Source organism: Amycolatopsis sp. GA6-003 (assembly GCF_046267895.1).
GTDB lineage: Bacteria > Actinomycetota > Actinomycetes > Mycobacteriales > Pseudonocardiaceae > Amycolatopsis.
Genome location: NZ_CP176499.1, coordinates 5,766,037 through 5,781,428, shown reverse-complemented (window position 1 = coordinate 5,781,428; position 15,392 = coordinate 5,766,037). Strand labels below are relative to the sequence as shown.

The 15,392-nt window shown below is 69.0% G+C and carries 16 protein-coding genes; 10 read left to right on the top strand and 6 right to left on the bottom strand.

All coding sequences use genetic code 11. From position 1 onward, the window contains the following. The first annotated feature begins 157 nt into the window (after positions 1–157). The 3 genes from F9C12_RS26135 to F9C12_RS26125 are packed head-to-tail and all read left to right on the top strand — an operon-like array spanning position 158 to position 3,261. Complete coding sequence (locus F9C12_RS26135) at positions 158–1,621, top strand: M48 family metallopeptidase (RefSeq protein ID WP_409462138.1); 1,464 nt, start codon at positions 158–160, stop codon at positions 1,619–1,621. Further along, complete coding sequence (locus F9C12_RS26130) at positions 1,609–2,709, top strand: DUF4034 domain-containing protein (protein WP_409462137.1); 1,101 nt, start codon at positions 1,609–1,611, stop codon at positions 2,707–2,709. Before F9C12_RS26135 ends, F9C12_RS26130 begins: the two co-directional genes overlap by 13 nt. 57 nt (positions 2,710–2,766) lie before the next feature. Next, positions 2,767–3,261, top strand: a complete 495-nt coding sequence (locus tag F9C12_RS26125; protein WP_409462136.1) for a hypothetical protein — start codon at positions 2,767–2,769, stop codon at positions 3,259–3,261. A gap of 46 nt (positions 3,262–3,307) precedes the next feature. Here F9C12_RS26125 and F9C12_RS26120 read toward each other — a convergent pair whose 3' ends face one another. Next, positions 3,308–4,348, bottom strand: a complete 1,041-nt coding sequence (locus F9C12_RS26120) for an aspartate-semialdehyde dehydrogenase (protein WP_409184453.1) — start codon at positions 4,346–4,348, stop codon at positions 3,308–3,310. Next, positions 4,348–5,613, bottom strand: a complete 1,266-nt coding sequence (locus F9C12_RS26115) for an aspartate kinase (RefSeq protein ID WP_009084527.1) — start codon at positions 5,611–5,613, stop codon at positions 4,348–4,350. Before F9C12_RS26115 ends, F9C12_RS26120 begins: the two co-directional genes overlap by 1 nt. 236 nt (positions 5,614–5,849) lie before the next feature. Here F9C12_RS26115 and F9C12_RS26110 point away from each other — a divergent pair, with 236 nt between their 5' ends. From F9C12_RS26110 to F9C12_RS26100, 3 genes are all read left to right on the top strand, one after another. After that, a complete protein-coding gene (locus F9C12_RS26110; protein WP_409184452.1) occupies positions 5,850–6,440 on the top strand; it encodes a nitroreductase family protein in 591 nt (196 codons plus the stop codon). 107 nt (positions 6,441–6,547) lie between these two features. Then, entirely contained in the window at positions 6,548–6,889 is a 342-nt protein-coding gene (locus F9C12_RS26105) for a hypothetical protein (protein ID WP_409462135.1), read from the top strand. Further along, positions 6,886–7,206: a hypothetical protein gene (locus F9C12_RS26100; protein ID WP_409462134.1), complete on the top strand. Its 321-nt coding sequence runs from the start codon at positions 6,886–6,888 to the stop codon at positions 7,204–7,206. The genes F9C12_RS26105 and F9C12_RS26100 overlap by 4 nt, the downstream gene beginning before the upstream one ends. Positions 7,207–7,294: 88 nt before the next feature. Here F9C12_RS26100 and F9C12_RS26095 read toward each other — a convergent pair whose 3' ends face one another. Beyond that, entirely contained in the window at positions 7,295–7,672 is a 378-nt protein-coding gene (locus F9C12_RS26095; RefSeq protein ID WP_409184450.1) for a hypothetical protein, read from the bottom strand. A 245-nt stretch (positions 7,673–7,917) separates the two neighbouring features. On the opposite strand from F9C12_RS26095, the gene leuA reads away from it, so the two are divergent. Together leuA and F9C12_RS26085 are read left to right on the top strand one after the other, a co-directional pair. Further along, on the top strand, positions 7,918–9,702 hold the full coding sequence (gene leuA / locus F9C12_RS26090) for a 2-isopropylmalate synthase (RefSeq protein WP_409184449.1): 1,785 nt from the start codon (positions 7,918–7,920) through the stop codon (positions 9,700–9,702). 20 nt (positions 9,703–9,722) lie between these two features. After that, positions 9,723–10,694 (top strand): helix-turn-helix transcriptional regulator, encoded by a 972-nt coding sequence (locus tag F9C12_RS26085; protein ID WP_409462133.1) that lies wholly within the window; start codon positions 9,723–9,725, stop codon positions 10,692–10,694. Here the strand turns inward: F9C12_RS26085 and F9C12_RS26080 are convergent. After that, positions 10,685–11,602, bottom strand: a complete 918-nt coding sequence (locus tag F9C12_RS26080) for an SDR family oxidoreductase (RefSeq protein WP_409462132.1) — start codon at positions 11,600–11,602, stop codon at positions 10,685–10,687. The genes F9C12_RS26085 and F9C12_RS26080 overlap by 10 nt on opposite strands. 94 nt (positions 11,603–11,696) lie before the next feature. Further along, complete coding sequence (locus F9C12_RS26075) at positions 11,697–12,809, bottom strand: serine hydrolase domain-containing protein (protein WP_409462131.1); 1,113 nt, start codon at positions 12,807–12,809, stop codon at positions 11,697–11,699. A gap of 64 nt (positions 12,810–12,873) precedes the next feature. Here F9C12_RS26075 and F9C12_RS26070 point away from each other — a divergent pair, with 64 nt between their 5' ends. Next, positions 12,874–13,428: a TetR/AcrR family transcriptional regulator gene (locus F9C12_RS26070; protein WP_409462130.1), complete on the top strand. Its 555-nt coding sequence runs from the start codon at positions 12,874–12,876 to the stop codon at positions 13,426–13,428. Here the strand turns inward: F9C12_RS26070 and F9C12_RS26065 are convergent. Next, positions 13,425–14,330 carry a LysR family transcriptional regulator gene (locus F9C12_RS26065; RefSeq protein ID WP_409184444.1) on the bottom strand — a complete coding sequence of 302 codons (906 nt, stop codon included), beginning with the start codon at positions 14,328–14,330 and terminating at the stop codon, positions 13,425–13,427. The two genes, F9C12_RS26070 and F9C12_RS26065, sit on opposite strands and share 4 nt — an antisense overlap. Before the next feature lie 87 nt (positions 14,331–14,417). Here F9C12_RS26065 and F9C12_RS26060 point away from each other — a divergent pair, with 87 nt between their 5' ends. Beyond that, entirely contained in the window at positions 14,418–15,317 is a 900-nt protein-coding gene (locus F9C12_RS26060; RefSeq protein WP_409184443.1) for an EamA family transporter, read from the top strand. The last annotated feature ends 75 nt before the right edge of the window (positions 15,318–15,392 follow it).

Sequence of the window (15,392 nt, the reverse complement as noted above, 5' to 3'; positions counted from 1 at the left end):
GGTGTTTGCCCAGTCAGCATCCGGCACCGAGGCGCTCGCGACAACGGGTTTTCCGGATCCGCGGCAGGAGTGAAACGAAAACGGCACTGGCTTCGATATCGGGCTCGGACGACCGGTTCGCCCAGGGTGCCGGTCTTGGGGAGGATTCCGTTTTTCGATGAAGAACTCGTCGCGGGCGTTGCTCGCTGTCTTGCTGCTGGCCGGTTTCCCGGTGCTGATGCTCGTTGTCGCCGGACTGCTGATCTGGCTGGAAATCGCCGCGTTCCAGCACAGTCCGTTCTCCGCGGAGCGGCTTGGCATCTTCGTGGTCCCGGTGCTGTATGTGCTGTTCAGCGCCCTGCTGACGTTCGAGCGGACCCGCGACGACGACGTGGGCGTGCCTGTCACACCTGAGGAACAGCCCGAACTGTGGGCGACCGTCCGCGAACTCGCCAGCGAGGTGGGCACCCGGGCACCGGATGAGATTTACCTGATTCCCCAGGCCAACGCGGCGGTGTACGAGGACACGCACTGGCTGGGGTTGCGCGTGCGGCGGCGCCAGATGTTGATCGGCGCGCAGCTTCTCGCCGGGACGCGAGTCAGCCAGCTTCGCGCCATTCTCGGGCACGAACTGGGCCACTTCAGCAACCGCCACACCCGGTTCGCCAGCGCGACCTACCGCGGACGGCAGACGATCGGGCGCGTCCTGAATGGACTCCACCGGTCGGCCTGGTTGCTGCGACCGGTCTTCAGCGCGTACGCCGCGATGTACTTCCGGGTCTCGATGCGCGTGAACCGGGAACGGGAACTCGCCGCTGACATCGATTCCTCTCGGGTCGCGGGCACCGCGGCCGCGACCACCGCGTTGCGCGAGGCCGAAGTGCTCGACACGGCGTGGTGGCTCTTCCTGAACGAGTACGCGTCGATCGCCTGGGCCGCCGGCTATCTGCCAGAGCGGATGACCGAGGGCTACCAGCTGCTGCTCGCCGACGGGAAACGCACGGAGGAGTTCGCTTCCCTGCGGGAAAATCCGCCCTCGGAGCCAGAATCGAAGTACGACAGCCACCCGACGACCTCCGAGCGGATCGCGCTGCTGGAAGCCGCTCCGGCCATCCCCGTGCCGCCCGGCGGCGAGCGGCCGGCGACGGATCTTCTCCGTAATGCAATGACGCTGCTCGACGCGGTACTAGCGACTGGCTTCGCGGAAGAAGCGTCCTCGAAGAAGAAGCTCGATTGGGCCAGCCTGATCGACGTCGGAATGCGCAACTTGAATCAGGTCGAGGCACTGAGGATTCTCCGCAGCCGCAGCCTCGACGATCTGCTTGACCTGCTCGATGCCGGACGACTTGAGGACATCGCCGATCCCACCGCGCCACCGGAGGCCAAGGCGCGGGCGAAGCGCGAGCTTTACCGTCCGCAAGTCCACAGTCGACTGTCCATTGTGCTGCACACGGAACTCGCCAAAGCCGGTGCGGCGCACTGGGAACTGTCTTGGTCTGGACCAGCGAAGCTGGTGCTGGCCGAACCGTATGCCACCGAACTAGATCCCGCGCTCGACGCGGCGATCGACGGGGACACCGCTCCGCTTCGCGCGTTGCTCACCCCGGCCAATTCCGGAGAGGAAACCCCTTGCTGCGACTGATCAAGCTCTACACCGTTCCGCGCTACCGCCGGATGATGAAGGGCATCGCGAAAGACGCCAAGAAGCGCGGCTTGAGCACTTCCGACTACATGCGCACGCTCGGCAGCAAGGAGCTGGCCCGCTATCTCATCCCGCCGATCAAGCCGATGGACGTCGAACGGTTCGGCCTGCCGCCGGACGCCAAGCTCACCAAGAAGCCGCTGCTGCCGGAGCCGGTCCGGGCCGCCAAAATCGCGCATGCCGCCGGGGACTGGCAGCCGGGCGCTGATCTGCTCGCCGAAATCGGGCCGGACTGGGACCGGCGCAGCGCGATCGTGAGCCTTCTCGGCGAGGTCGCGGCCGACGACGACACCGCGTTGAAGGCTTGGCGGGCAGCCCGGCCCGAGGACGCCGGTGCCGCCGCGGTACACGCCGACGCGCTCACCAATGTGGCGTGGCAGATCCGCAGCGCGCGAAGGGCGAAGCACGTCAGCGCGGAGCAATTCACGGGATTCCAGCGCGTGCTCGGCGAGGCCGACGAAGCGAGCCAGACCGCCGCTGAACTCGCTCCCGACAACCCGACGCCGTGGGCGATCCGGTGCATGATCGCGATGGGCCGGCAGTACGGGCACGAGGAATTCCGCGCGGTGTGGAACGGCGTGCTGGCGCGCGATCCGTTGCACGTCCACGCGCACGCACGCGCCCTGCAGTACTGGTGCGGCAAGTGGTTCGGCAGCAACGAGCTGATGTGGGCATTCGCCGAGGAGGGCGCGGCGAAGCATCCGAAACTGGCGTTTCTGCCGCTCGCCGCGGCGTTCGAGGCGTCTATCGCGGACGTCAAGAACGCGTGGCGGGACAAGCGCGTCGAAGCCGCTCTCGATCGGCTGCTGCCGTGGCTCGACGGCGAAGGCCGGGACGCGCCGGACACGCCGAACAGCCGGGCCTACGCGGCCCGCGCGCTCGTGGAACTCCGGCGCGGCCCCGAGGCGGTGGAGCAATTCCGCCACCTCGGCCGGAGCGCGTCCGGTCGAGTGTGGTCGTACAGCGGCTACGGAGCCATCCACGAATTCCGGACGCACCGCAACCAGGCCTGCCGGCTCGCCCGGTAGCGGGGACCGGTCCCGAGCAGCCAGTGGTCTCCTGGCCCGGTTCCCGAGCTCGAGGTGGTGTCCGAGGTGTACCCGTCCAGCCCTGACCAGCCGATGCCCGCGTCCGGTGCGAACGCCGAGCAGGAGGTGCGGCGAGGAATCCGGTCGATGCGCTTGGCGGTCAGCGGTCAGGCCGGGCTCTGCCTGGCTCTCGCGGCGTTCACCGGATTCCTGCTCGGGCTCGGCGGTACTACGAGCGCCGTGGCCTTGCCGGTGACGTTCCTGGCGATCGACTCGGCGCTGATCATCGCGCTGGCGGGGTGCGCCGTGCTGCTGGGCAGGCGGCAGCGCAAGGTCGTGCTCGCGCTCATCTGGCTGGAGTGCGGGTTCGCCGCGATGCTGCTGCTCGGCTCGATCCTGTCGCTGGCCACGAGTTCCGGGTCCGGAGGCGCGCCGGTCGGGCTGGTCGCGTGGGCTTTCCTGATGCAGGCCGCGCTGCGGCCGCTGCAGAAGCCGGAGGTCCGGGCCGCGTTCGGGCTGAAACCGATCAAGCCGCGGCAGAAGAAGCAGTGAAAACTGCCCGGCCCCTCGGACGAGGGACCGGGCAGTTTCGCCAGCCTCAGCGGTTCTGCGCCACCAGTTCGGCGATCTGCACGGTGTTCAGCGCCGCCCCCTTGCGGAGGTTGTCGGCGGAGACGAACAGCGCCAGTCCGCGGCCGTCCGGGACGCCCGGGTCGGTGCGGATGCGGCCGACCAGGCTCGGGTCGATGCCCGCGGCCTGCAGCGGCGTCGGCACGTCCGCCAGCTGCACGCCCGGCGCGTTCGACAGCAGCTCCGTCGCCCGCTCGACCGACAGCGGCCGCTCGAACTCGACGTTCACCGACAGCGAGTGCCCGGTGAACACCGGGACCCGGACGCACGTGCCGGACACCAGAAGGTCCGGGATGCCCAGGATCTTCCGGCTTTCGTTGCGCAGCTTCTGTTCCTCGTCGGTCTCGAACGTTCCGTCGTCCACAATGGACCCAGCCATCGGGAGGACGTTGAACGCGATCGGCGCGACGTACTTGGCCGGGGCCGGGAATTCGACCGCCGAACCGTCGTGCGTGAGCGAGGCCGCGCGCGACGCGACCGCGTTCACCTGCGCGGCCAGCTCGTCGACGCCGGCCAGGCCGCTGCCGGACACCGCCTGGTACGTGCTCGCGATGATCCGCACCAGACCGGCTTCGTCGTGCAGCGGCTTGAGCACCGGCATCGCGGCCATGGTGGTGCAGTTGGGGTTCGCGATGATCCCCTTCCGCACCTCCTTGATCGCTTCCGGGTTGACCTCGCTGACGATCAGCGGCACGTCCGGGTCGCGGCGGAACGCCGACGAGTTGTCGACCACGATCGCGCCCGCCTCGGCGAACCGCGGCGCGTGCTCGCGCGAGGTCGCGCCGCCCGCGGAGAACAGCGCGATGTCCAAACCGGACAGATCAGCGGTCGCGGTGTCCTCGACCGTGATTTCCTCGCCGCGCCACGGCAACGTGCGCCCCGCCGAACGGGCCGAAGCGAAGTACCGGATCTGCTCGACCGGGAAATTCCGCTCGTCGAGCAGCTTGCGCATCACTGCGCCGACCTGGCCGGTCGCCCCGACCACGCCGACGCGAAGACCCTGCGCCATCAGCGACCACTCCCCGCGTAGACGACGGCTTCCTCGTCGCCGCCGAGTTCGAACGCCTCGTGGATCGCGCGCACGGCCTCGTCCAGCTGTGCGTCGCGGATCAGCACCGAAATGCGGATCTCCGAGGTGTTGATGATTTCGATGTTCACGCCCGCGTTGGCCAGCGCCTCGCAGAACGTCGCGGTGACGCCCGGGTGCGAGCGCATCCCGGCGCCGACGAGCGAGACCTTGCCGACGTGGTCGTCGTACAGGACCGACTCGAAGCCGATCTCCGCCTTGATCTTCTCGAGTTCCTTGACCGCCTTGGCCCCGTTGGCCTTCGACAGCGTGAAAGTGATGTCGGTGCGGCCAGAGGACGTGCTGGACACGTTCTGCAGCACCATGTCGATGTCGATCTCGGCGTCGGCGACGACCCGGAAGATCCGGCCCGCGGCGCCGGCGTGGTCCGGCACGCCGGTCACGGTGATCTTCGCTTCCGAGCGGTCGTGTGCCACACCGGTGATCAGCGCTTGTTCCACGGGGATCTCCTCGATCGATCCGGCCACCGTGGTGCCCGGCTTGTCGCTGTAGGAAGAACGGACTCGGATCGGCACGCCGTAGCGGCGCGCGTACTCGACCGAACGCAGGTGCAGGATCTTCGATCCGCTCGCCGCGAGCTCCAGCATCTCCTCGTACGGGATGGTGTCGAGCTTTTTGGCGTCCGGCACGATCCGCGGGTCGGCCGAATACACACCGTCCACATCGGAATAGATCTCGCAGACGTCCGCGTTCAGCGCGGCGGCGAGCGCCACCGCGGTGGTGTCGGAACCGCCGCGGCCGAGCGTCGTGATGTCCTTGGTGTCCTGTGCCACGCCTTGGAAACCGGCCACCAGCGCGACGTAACCCTGCTCGAGCGCCTCGGTGACGCGGCTCGGAGTGACGTCGATGATGCGCGCGTTGCCGTGCACCGACGTGGTGACCACGCCCGCCTGGGAACCGGTGAACGACCAGGCCTGCGCACCCTGCGCGGAAATGGCCATCGCGACCAGTGAATTCGAGATGCGCTCGCCCGCGGTGAGCAGCATGTCCATTTCCCGCTCCGGCGGCGCCGGGTTCACCTGCTGCGCCAGATCGAGCAGCTCATCAGTGGTGTCGCCCATCGCCGAGCACACGACGACCACGTCGTTGCCCGCCTTCTTGGTCGCGACGATCCGTTCTGCCACGCGCTTGATCCGGTCGGCACTTTCCAGCGACGATCCGCCGTACTTCTGGACCACGAGGGCCACGCCCGAACCTCCTTGACGGGCCGGGGCGTACTCCTTGGAGGGCACCGAGGAGCGCCCACGGCCCTTCATTTGGGGAAGAGCCTACCGGCGCGAACGGCGCTCGCCACCCCATCGAGTGGTCCGCCACGGCCGCTCCGGAGGGTTTGGAAGTAAATTTTCCTTAACGCCAGGGGAAAGCTCGAAGCCCTTCCGCCGGAGTGACGGAGAGCACTCCCCGGCCGTACTACGTTCGCCGCATGCGCAAACCAGCCGAGACGAGCGTCCCCGTCGCGCCGGCCATCGCCGAGCGCTGGAGCCCCCGGGCCTACGACGAGACCGCCGAAATCACCGCCGCCCAGCTGACCGCGTTGCTCGAAGCCGCCAGGTGGGCGCCGTCTTTCGGCAACACCCAGCCGGCGCGCTACCTCGTCGGCCGCCGAGGCGATCCGGTGTTCCCGCGCATCCTCGCCACGCTGAACTCGGGGAACCAGGCGTGGGCGTTCAGGGCGAGCGCGCTGCTGATCGGCGTGACGGTCACCACGAACGAGAAGGGCGAGGTGCCCTACACCGACTACGGGCTGGGCCTCGCAACCGAGAACCTCGTGCTGCAGGCGGTCGAGCTCGGCCTGATCGCGCACCAGATGGCCGGCTTCTCGCCGGACGCGGTCCGCGCTGAGTTCAGCTTGCCGGAGGCCGCGGTGGCCCGGGTGGCGATCGCCGTCGGATCGCCCGCCGCCCCGTCCGTGCTCGAGGATCCACGCCGGATCGAACGCGAACTCGCCCCTCGGCAACGACTGCCGCTCGCGGAGTTCGCGTTCGGCGACCGATGGGGCTCACCCGCACTGTGACCGGTTCGTAATCCTTCGAGGGAACCGGCATCTCGCCCATGAGGTCTGATGGACACCAAACCGGTCAGACCAATGAATCGGTGGAATATCCCTCAAGGAGTGACGAGATGCGTACTGGCCTGCCGGTTTTGACGGCGATTTCCGCTGCAACCTTGGCACTTGCCCTGTCCGGGTGCTCCAGCAAGGACGACAAGCTGCCGGACCCGCCGATCGCGCCGCCGGCCACTTCCTCGGCGAGCGCGCCCTCGTCAAGCGCCGCACCCGCTGGCGAGTCCGTCTCGGCCCCCTACACGAAGCAAGGCACGAAACTGAAGGTCGGCGAGAAGGCCGTGGTGCCGTTCAAGTCGAAGAACAACACCGGCGCGCTCGGGGTGACGGTGACCGGCATCGACAAGGGCGTCGAGGCGGATCTGGCCCCGCTGAAGCTGGGCGACCGGGCCAAGGGATGACGCCGTACTACATCCAGGTCAAGGTCACGAACGAGACCGGCACGGACTTCGCGTACGCCTCGCTGGGCCTGATGAACGGCCTGCTCGCGGACGGCACCAAGGGCCCGCACGTGACGGTGATCGGCAAGTTCGAGAAGTGCGACAGCGAGAACGGGGGCAAGACGTTCACCACGAAGGGGGCGTCGTTCACCAGCTGCGTGCTGGCACTGGCTCCGGCGGGCGCGGAGGTGAAGGGGGCCAGCTACAGCGCTAGCACGTATCGGGATCTGGCCCCGGAGACCGACTACGGCAAGGAAGCGGTGACCTGGCAGTCCTGAGGACGGGACGCCGGTCGGCGAGCGAATTCAGGGAAGCGGCTGTTTCCTTGGATTCGCTCGCACCGCAAAAGCCGCGGGCCGCGACCGGTCAGGCGCCCGCGCCGCCGACCCGGCGGATGATCTTCGCCAGGATCCCCGACACGACGAGCCAGAACACCGCCGCGATGCCGTAGTTCACCAGCACCCGCAGCTTGGCGTCGCTCGGGGTGAACAGGTCCTTGAAGCCGAGCGACAGGCCGTCGGCCCAGCCGCGGACGAACGAGACGATGCCGTTGCCCTGGTTGGCCTCGCCGATGACGAAAATCACGTGCAGCACCAGTACCGCGGCGAACAGCAGCCCGGCCCAGCGCACGAGGGACGCGACGAAAGACACCGCGCGTTCCCGAACGCGCCGCCAGTCCACCGGGGTGCGCTGGGGACGCGCCTTCGCCTCGGTTTCCTGTGCTTGCTCCGCGTGCTCGCCCATGCCGGGCAGTCTGGCACGTCGTTTCGCGGGCCGCTACCCGCTAGTAACAGGGATCAGCCACCCGACGTAACAGTTCGATCGCGGCGGGCGGCTTTCCTTTCGGCGCGTCGGGTGGTTACAGTGACCCCGTGGCGCGTGAACTCCTGCTTCGCTGCCGCGACGGGGCCTGATCTGACCGGCTCCTCGTCGCGGGGCTTTGTGGTGCCGGTCGTCCGCACCGATTCCCTTCAGGAGATTTTCCCGCGATGAGCACCGACCCCCGCACCACCAACTCCCGTCTGCGCAAGCCCTCTCGTCCCGCGCCCGCCGGGCAGCCCTCGTGGAACCCGCAGCGCGGCACGTCCATGCCGGTCCACCGCTACCGCCCCTGGTACGACGTCGTCGAGAACATCGACCTGCCCGACCGCACCTGGCCGGACAAGCGCATCGAGCGCGCGCCGCTGTGGTGCGCGGTAGACCTGCGCGACGGCAACCAGGCGCTGATCGACCCGATGTCGCCCGCGCGCAAGCGCAAGTTCTTCGACCTGCTGGTCCGCATGGGCTACAAGGAGATCGAGGTCGGCTTCCCGGCCGCGTCGCAGACCGACTTCGACTTCGTGCGCGAGATCATCGAAGAGGGCGCGATCCCCGACGACGTGCACATCCAGGTGCTGACCCAGTGCCGTCCCGAGCTGATCGAGCGCACCTTCCAGGCGCTCGAGGGCGCGCCGAGGGCGATCGTCCACATTTACAACTCGACCTCGATCCTGCAGCGCCGCGTGGTGTTCCGCGAGGAGCGCGAGGGCATCAAGAAGATCGCCACCTCGGCCGCGGAAATGGTCGTCGAGCTGGCGGCGAAGCAGCCGGACACCGACTTCCGCTTCCAGTACTCGCCCGAGTCCTACACCGGCACCGAGCTGTCCTACGCGCTCGAGGTGTGCAACGCGGTCACCGAGATCTGGCAGCCGACGCCGGAGAAGCCGGTCATCCTGAACCTGCCGGCGACCGTCGAGATGGCCACCCCGAACGTGTACGCCGACTCGATCGAGTGGATGTCGCGCAACCTGGAGCGCCGCGATTCGGTGATCCTGTCGCTGCACCCGCACAACGACCGCGGCACCGGCATCGCCGCCGCCGAACTGGGATACCAGGCGGGCGCGGACCGGATCGAGGGCTGCCTGTTCGGCAACGGCGAGCGCACCGGCAACGTGGACCTGGTCGCGCTGGGCATGAACCTCTACAGCCAGGGCATCGACCCGCAGATCGACTTCTCGGACATGGACGAGATCAAGCGGACCGTCGAGTACTGCAACCAGCTGCCGGTCCCGGAACGCTCCCCGTGGGGCGGCGACCTGGTGTTCACCGCCTTCTCCGGCAGCCACCAGGACGCGATCAACAAGGGTCTCGACGCGATGAAGGACGCCGCCGACAAGAAGGGCGTCCCGGTCGACGAGCACCCGTGGGAGGTCCCGTACCTGCCGATCGACCCGAAGGACGTCGGCCGCACCTACGAGGCCGTGATCCGGGTGAACTCGCAGTCCGGCAAGGGCGGCGTCGCCTACATCATGAAGGCCGAGCACCAGCTCGACCTGCCGCGTCGGCTGCAGATCGAGTTCTCGAAGGTCATCCAGGCCTACACCGACTCCGAGGGCGGCGAGGTCGACCCGGCCACCATGTGGCGCGCGTTCTCGGCGGAGTACCTGGAGTCGAAGACGCCGCTGGAGCTGATCAAGCAGCGCGTCACCGACAACGGCGGCGGCGAGTACGACCTCGAGGCCACGGTGAAGGTCGAGGGCGACGAGCACGAGATCACCGGCCGCGGCAACGGGCCGATCGCCGCGTTCTTCGACGCACTGTCCACTGTGGGCTACGACCTGCGGCTCCTGGACTACAGCGAGCACACCCTGAGCCCGGGCGACGATTCGCGCGCCGCGTCCTACATCGAATGCGCGATTTCCGACCGCGTGTTCTGGGGCATCGGCATCGACCCGTCGATCGTCACCGCTTCGCTGCGCGCGGTGGTAAGCGCGGTCAACCGGGCCAACCGCTGATCCGAGCCTGATCCAGCCTGATGCGAGCCGAGCGCTTGGTCGCGCTTCTCTTCACGCTGCACCGCAAACGCGCGGGCACGGTCGGGGAACTGGCCAGTGAATTGGGCGTGACCGAGCGGACGCTGCGGCGGGATCTCGCCGCGTTGCGCGAAGCCGGCGTGCCGCTCTGGAGCGAACCAGGGCGGCACGGCGGCATCCGGCTCGTCGACGGCTGGCGTTCGCGGCTCGACGGCCTCACCTCGCGGGAGGCCGTCGCGCTGCTGGCCCTCGACGTACCAGACGCGCTGGCCGGACTCGGCCTCGGCAACGCGGTGGCCGCGGCGCACGCGAAAGTGTCCGCGAGCATGCCCGCTCAGCTGCAGGAACAGGCCCGGACGGTCGCCGGGCGATTTCATCTCGACGCCTCGGCCTGGTTCAGCTCGCCAGACGACGCGGCCGCGCTGCCCGCGGTCGCGAAGGCGGTGTGGACCCAGCAACGGCTCGACGTGCGTTACCGGCGACGCGACAAGGTCACCCGGCGGACGCTCGATCCGCTGGGTCTCGTGCTGAAGGCCGGGGTGTGGTATCTGGTGGCGCGGGTCGACGCTGACCTGCGGACGTACCGCGTCTCCCGGTTGGAAGGGGTGGCCGAAACCGGCGAAACCTTTGCACGGCCGGAAGAATTCTCGCTCGCCGATTGGTGGCGGGCGTCGTCGGCGGAGTTCGAAAAGATGCCGTTGCCGCTGAAGGTGACCGCACGGCTGGACCGCTCCGCGACGGGCGCACTGCGGCGGGTTTTCGGGCCGGAGCACGTGAACGAGGTGCTGGTGTCCCTCGGCCCGCCCGACGACGACGGGTGGGCCGAGGCCGAGTTCGCCATGGAAGGCGAGAAAGTCGCTGTCGGACAGCTGGTTTCCCTCGGCCCCGGCGTCGAAGTGCTGACCCCGCCGGAAGTGCGGGCCGCGGTCGCGGAGTTCGGTCAGGCGCTTGCTGAGCGCAACCGTCAGCGGTAACCGGTGGCGTCGGCGGGCTTTCCGGGTTCCTGGACCTCCTCGATGTACCGCCACGCGTCCGGGCGGCTGCCGTCCACGTCGTCGATTTCGTAGACCTTCGCCAGTTGCCCGCTGGAAACCGTCTGGCCGGTCCAGCGGTGCCGGTCCGGGTCGGCGGCCAGTGCGACGACCGTGCGGCCGGAGAAGGCCGGCGACTCCGAGATCACGAAATGCGGCTCGCGAACGGTCGCGTCGCGCCAGTTTTCCTCGGTCACTTCGAAGATCTCCAGCATCGCTTCCGAACGCAGCCAGCCCGGCGTGAACGCGATCGCGGTGCACTCGTGCGCCTTCAGCTCCGCCGCTTCGCCGACGGCCAGGACGTTGATCGCCGCCTTGGCCAGGTAGTACGGCAGCGACGTGCCCTCGCGATACTTCCGGTTGTACTCGGCGGTGCCGTCGGTCAGCTCGATCACCAGCCCGCCCGGACGGCGGATCACCAGCGGAAACAGGTGGTGGCTGGTGATCAGGTGGGCGTCGAGGGACAGCCGCATCATCCGGAGGCTTGCCTCCAGCGAGTGCTCCCAGACCGGTTTGCCCCACTCCAGGTAGCGGTCGCCGCCCCAGATGCCGTCGACCAGGATGTCGAGCCCGCCGTGCTCGGCGTCGATCCGCTGGGCGAGCGCGGCGACCTCGTCGCTCACCAGATGGTCGACCCGCAGCGCGGTTCCCTTGCCGCCCGCGGCTTCGATTCGTTCCAGAGTGTCCTCGATGGTCTCCGGACGGTCCACTTCGGACCGCCCAGCCCGCGTCGTGCGACCGGTGACGTACACGTACGCCCCGGCCCGGCCCAGCTCGACCGCGATCGCCCGGCTCGCCCCGCGCGTGCCGCCCGCCACGAGCGCGACCTTGCCGGCCAGTTCCCCGCTCATCTCGTTCGTCCTCTTTTCTCTCGGTGGACCACCAGCGTGCGGGCAAACCCTGACATCCTCTGTCCGGGTTCTCGAGAAATCCGCGTTCCGGCGATCACCCCCGGGCTTCGACGGCACGCACCGCCGAGTACACCGCCTTGATCAGCGGCTCGTTCTCCGGAGCGGCCGCGGCCGGGAACGGGACGCGGCGACGGGTGTAGCCGTAGGCGATGCCGTTGCGCGGATCGGCGAACGCCTGCTGGCCGCCCGCGCCGCTGTGTCCGAAACTGCCCTGGCCCAGCTCCGGATAACGCTCGCTCGTGACGTGGAAGCCGACCCCGAACGCTTTGTGCTCGCGCAGCACCACGTCGTGCCCGATGGACTGGATCTGCGCGAACTCGGCGGCGGTTTCCGGTTTCAGCAGCGGCGATTCGCCGTCCAGCGGGCTGATCGCCGCCGCGTACATCCGGGCCAGGCCGCGGGCGGAAGCGACACCGCCGAACGACGCCGAGCCGAGCCGCCGGACTTCCGGGAAGTTCGGCAGTTCCCACACCTCCGGGCTGCCGGGACGATGCCGGTTGAAGGCGATCCCGGACAGGCTGTTCGCCGCGGGCAACGGGAGCTGCCGTTCGGGCGTCCGCACCATCGGCTGCGTGTTCACGAACCGCGGCTCCAGTTCGGCGGGAAGGCCGAGGTAGAAGTCCACCGCGTACGGATCGCGGACCCGGTCGGCGAACTGTTCCTGGATCGTGCGGCCGGTTGCCCGCCGCACGACCTCACCGCTGAGCGCACCGATCACCAGTGCGTGGTACCCGAAAGCACTGCCTGGCCGCCAAAACGGGCGTTGCCGCGCCAGTCGTTCGGCGACGATCCGGTCATCGGCGAGCTCCTCGCGCGAGAAGCCTTCGTCGGAGCCGACTAGGCCGGCTCGGTGCGCCAGGAGGTCCCGCAGGGTGACGTCGGCGGGGAACTCCGGCCAGTAATGGCGCACCCGCTGGTCGAGGTCCAGCACGCCGTCCTGGACCAGCAACGCGACGACCAGGTGTGCCGCGCCCTTCGTCGCGGAGTAGGCGCCGAGCAGGGAATCCCCGTCGACGCCGGTCCACAGATCGACTACCCGCTCACCGCGGTGGTACACGACCAGCTGGGCGGCTCCGTCCTCGACTGCCGCGAACGTGTCCCGCACCTGTTCGAAACCGGGCCGCACGGTGCCCTCGATGTCTGCCATGCCCCGACTGTACGCCCATTAGTAACCATTGGTCACTAACCTGTTCTCGGTAGAGTCCCGAGCCATGACCCGACCGCGGCCCGGCCGCCCCGCACAGCTCGATCGCGAGCGGATCGTCGACGCGGCGTTGTCCGGCGGAAACCTCGACACGTTGACCATGCGCGAACTGGCGGCGCGGCTGGGCGTGACGCACGGCGCGCTTTATCGCTGGGTCGCCAACCGGGACGCGCTGTTCGATCTGGTCAGCGAGGTGGTGCTGGAGCGGGTGCTTCCGGCGGAGGGACCGCCGCGCCGGTCCTGGCGGCCGTGGCTCGCGAAGGTCGCGTGGGCAATGCACGACCAGTTCCTCGCGGTTCCCGGTTACGCGACCCGCTTGTCCCGGCCGCATCGGCATAACCCGGATTCGTTCGGCCGCCTGCGCGGTCAGGTGGTCACGGCGTTCACCAATGCCGGTGTGTCGCCGGAACTGGCCGAACAGAGCTGGTACATCTTCATCACGTGCACGGTGAGCTGGCTTGCCGTGCGGGAAAACCCGCTCGATCTCGGCCCCGGCGCACCGCGGTTCGACCTGTTCCTCGACACCCTGCTGCGAGGTCTGCCCGCCCGGGAACCCGCCTAGGTGGTCAGCGCGGCCACTTCGGCGCGCATCTCGTCGATCACGGTCGCGACAGCGGGGCGGTTCGCGGCACCCGTGCGGCACACCACTTCCACCAGCCGCGCCGCGCGGATTCCCGCCAGCGGGCGGCCGACCAGGCCGCTGCCCCGCCGGGTGTCCATTGTGTACCGGGGCATCAGCGCGATCCCGTGCCCGGCCGCGACGAGTCGTTCGGTGATGCGGAAATCGTTGATGCGCTGGACGATCTGCGGCCGCACCCCGGTGCGCACGGTCAGCGAGCGCAGGACGTCGTCCACCGGGAAGCCGTGGTCCACCGAGATCCAGCGTTCGTCCGCGAGGTCGGCCAGGCCGACGCGGCGGTTGCGGGCGAGGCGGTGGCCGACCGGGAGGGCGACGTCCAGCGGTTCGCGCAACAGGGGGACGACGTCCAGGCGTTCGGTGTCGAATTCGGGCGCGTGCTCGTCGCGGTGGGCGACGACGACGTCGTAGTCCGCGACCAGGCCGGGGACCTGCGGCGGGACCATGTCGACGTCGCGGACGTCGACCTCGAGGTTCTCGTGCGCTTCGATGCGGCGCAGCAGTCCGGGCAGGAGCATCAGCCCGGCGGATTGGAAGATCGCGATCCGCACGCGTCCGCGCGGGGCGCTGCGGTAGGTGTCCAGCTCCGCTTCGGCGCGGTCCAGCGCGGCCAGCACGTCGTCGGCGCGGGCGACCAGCGCGCGGCCCGCGTCGGTGAGCCGCAGGCCGCGGCCGGCCGGTTCGGTGAGCGCGATGCCGACCTCCGCCTGCAGCGCGCGCAACTGCTGTGAGATCGCCGACGGCGTGCAATGCAGCGCCCGAGCGGCGGCGGTGACGCTGCCTCGATCGGCGAATTCGCGCAGCGTGCGGAGCCTGCCCAAGTCCATTGGCGCAGTGTATGTGAAGCAGTGCTACACAGTCAGTGCAGTATTTCTCGCTGGTGCTTCAAGGTTCGCCTAGGCAAGCTTGGGGGCATGGCCATCCGGGACCGTTTGCTCGCTGTGTTCGTCGCCGTCTTGTGGGGCCTGAATTTCATTGCGATCCACGCCACTCTCGGCCAGTTCCCGCCGATGTTCGCGGGCGCGCTGCGGTTTCTGCTGATCGCGATTCCGACGGTGTTCCTCGTGCCGCGGCCGCGGGTGAAGCTGCGTTACCTGCTGGGTTACGGGCTCGGGTTCGGCACCGGACAGTTCGCGTTTCTGTTCGTCGCGATGCACCTGGGCATGCCGACCGGGCTCGCGTCGCTGGTGCTGCAGGCGTCCGCGCCGTTCACCGTGCTGCTGGGCGCGGTGCTGCTGCGGGAACGCGTCTCCGGACGGCAGCTCGCCGGAATCCTGCTCGCGGTGGCGGGCATGACGGCGATCGCCTGGCAGCAGTCCGCCCACGCCGCGCTGGTGCCGGTGCTGCTGACCTTGCTGGCCGCGCTGAGCTGGGCGATCGGCAACCTGAGCATGCGCCGCGCGGAGCCGGACAACCCGCTGCATCTGACGCTGTGGATGTCCGTGGTGCCGCCGCTGCCGATGCTGGCGCTGTCGAGCATCTTCGAGGGACCCGGCGCCGCCTGGCACTCACTGACGACGCTCGGCACGAAGACCGGCCTGATCGGCGTCGCGGGGCTGGCGTACGTGGTGCTTTTCGGGACGGTCCTCGGTTCCGGCATCTGGACCACGCTGATGCGCCGCAACCCGGCGGGCGTGGTCGCGCCGTTCTCGCTGCTGGTGCCGGTGGTGGGGCTGACCGCGTCGTTCTTCATCCTCGGCGAGGTGCCGACAGCACTGACCCTGGTCGCCGCGGCGGTGGTGATCGGCGGAGTGCTGCTGGGCTCGCTGCGGCGGAAGCCGGTGGTGACGCCGGAGGAACTGCAGCCCGTGTGAGGGTTACCGGCGCAGCAGTTCGGGTCGTACGCCGTCAGCGTCCCCGGGTCGCCTCTGCTTGCGCAGGCCGCCCGG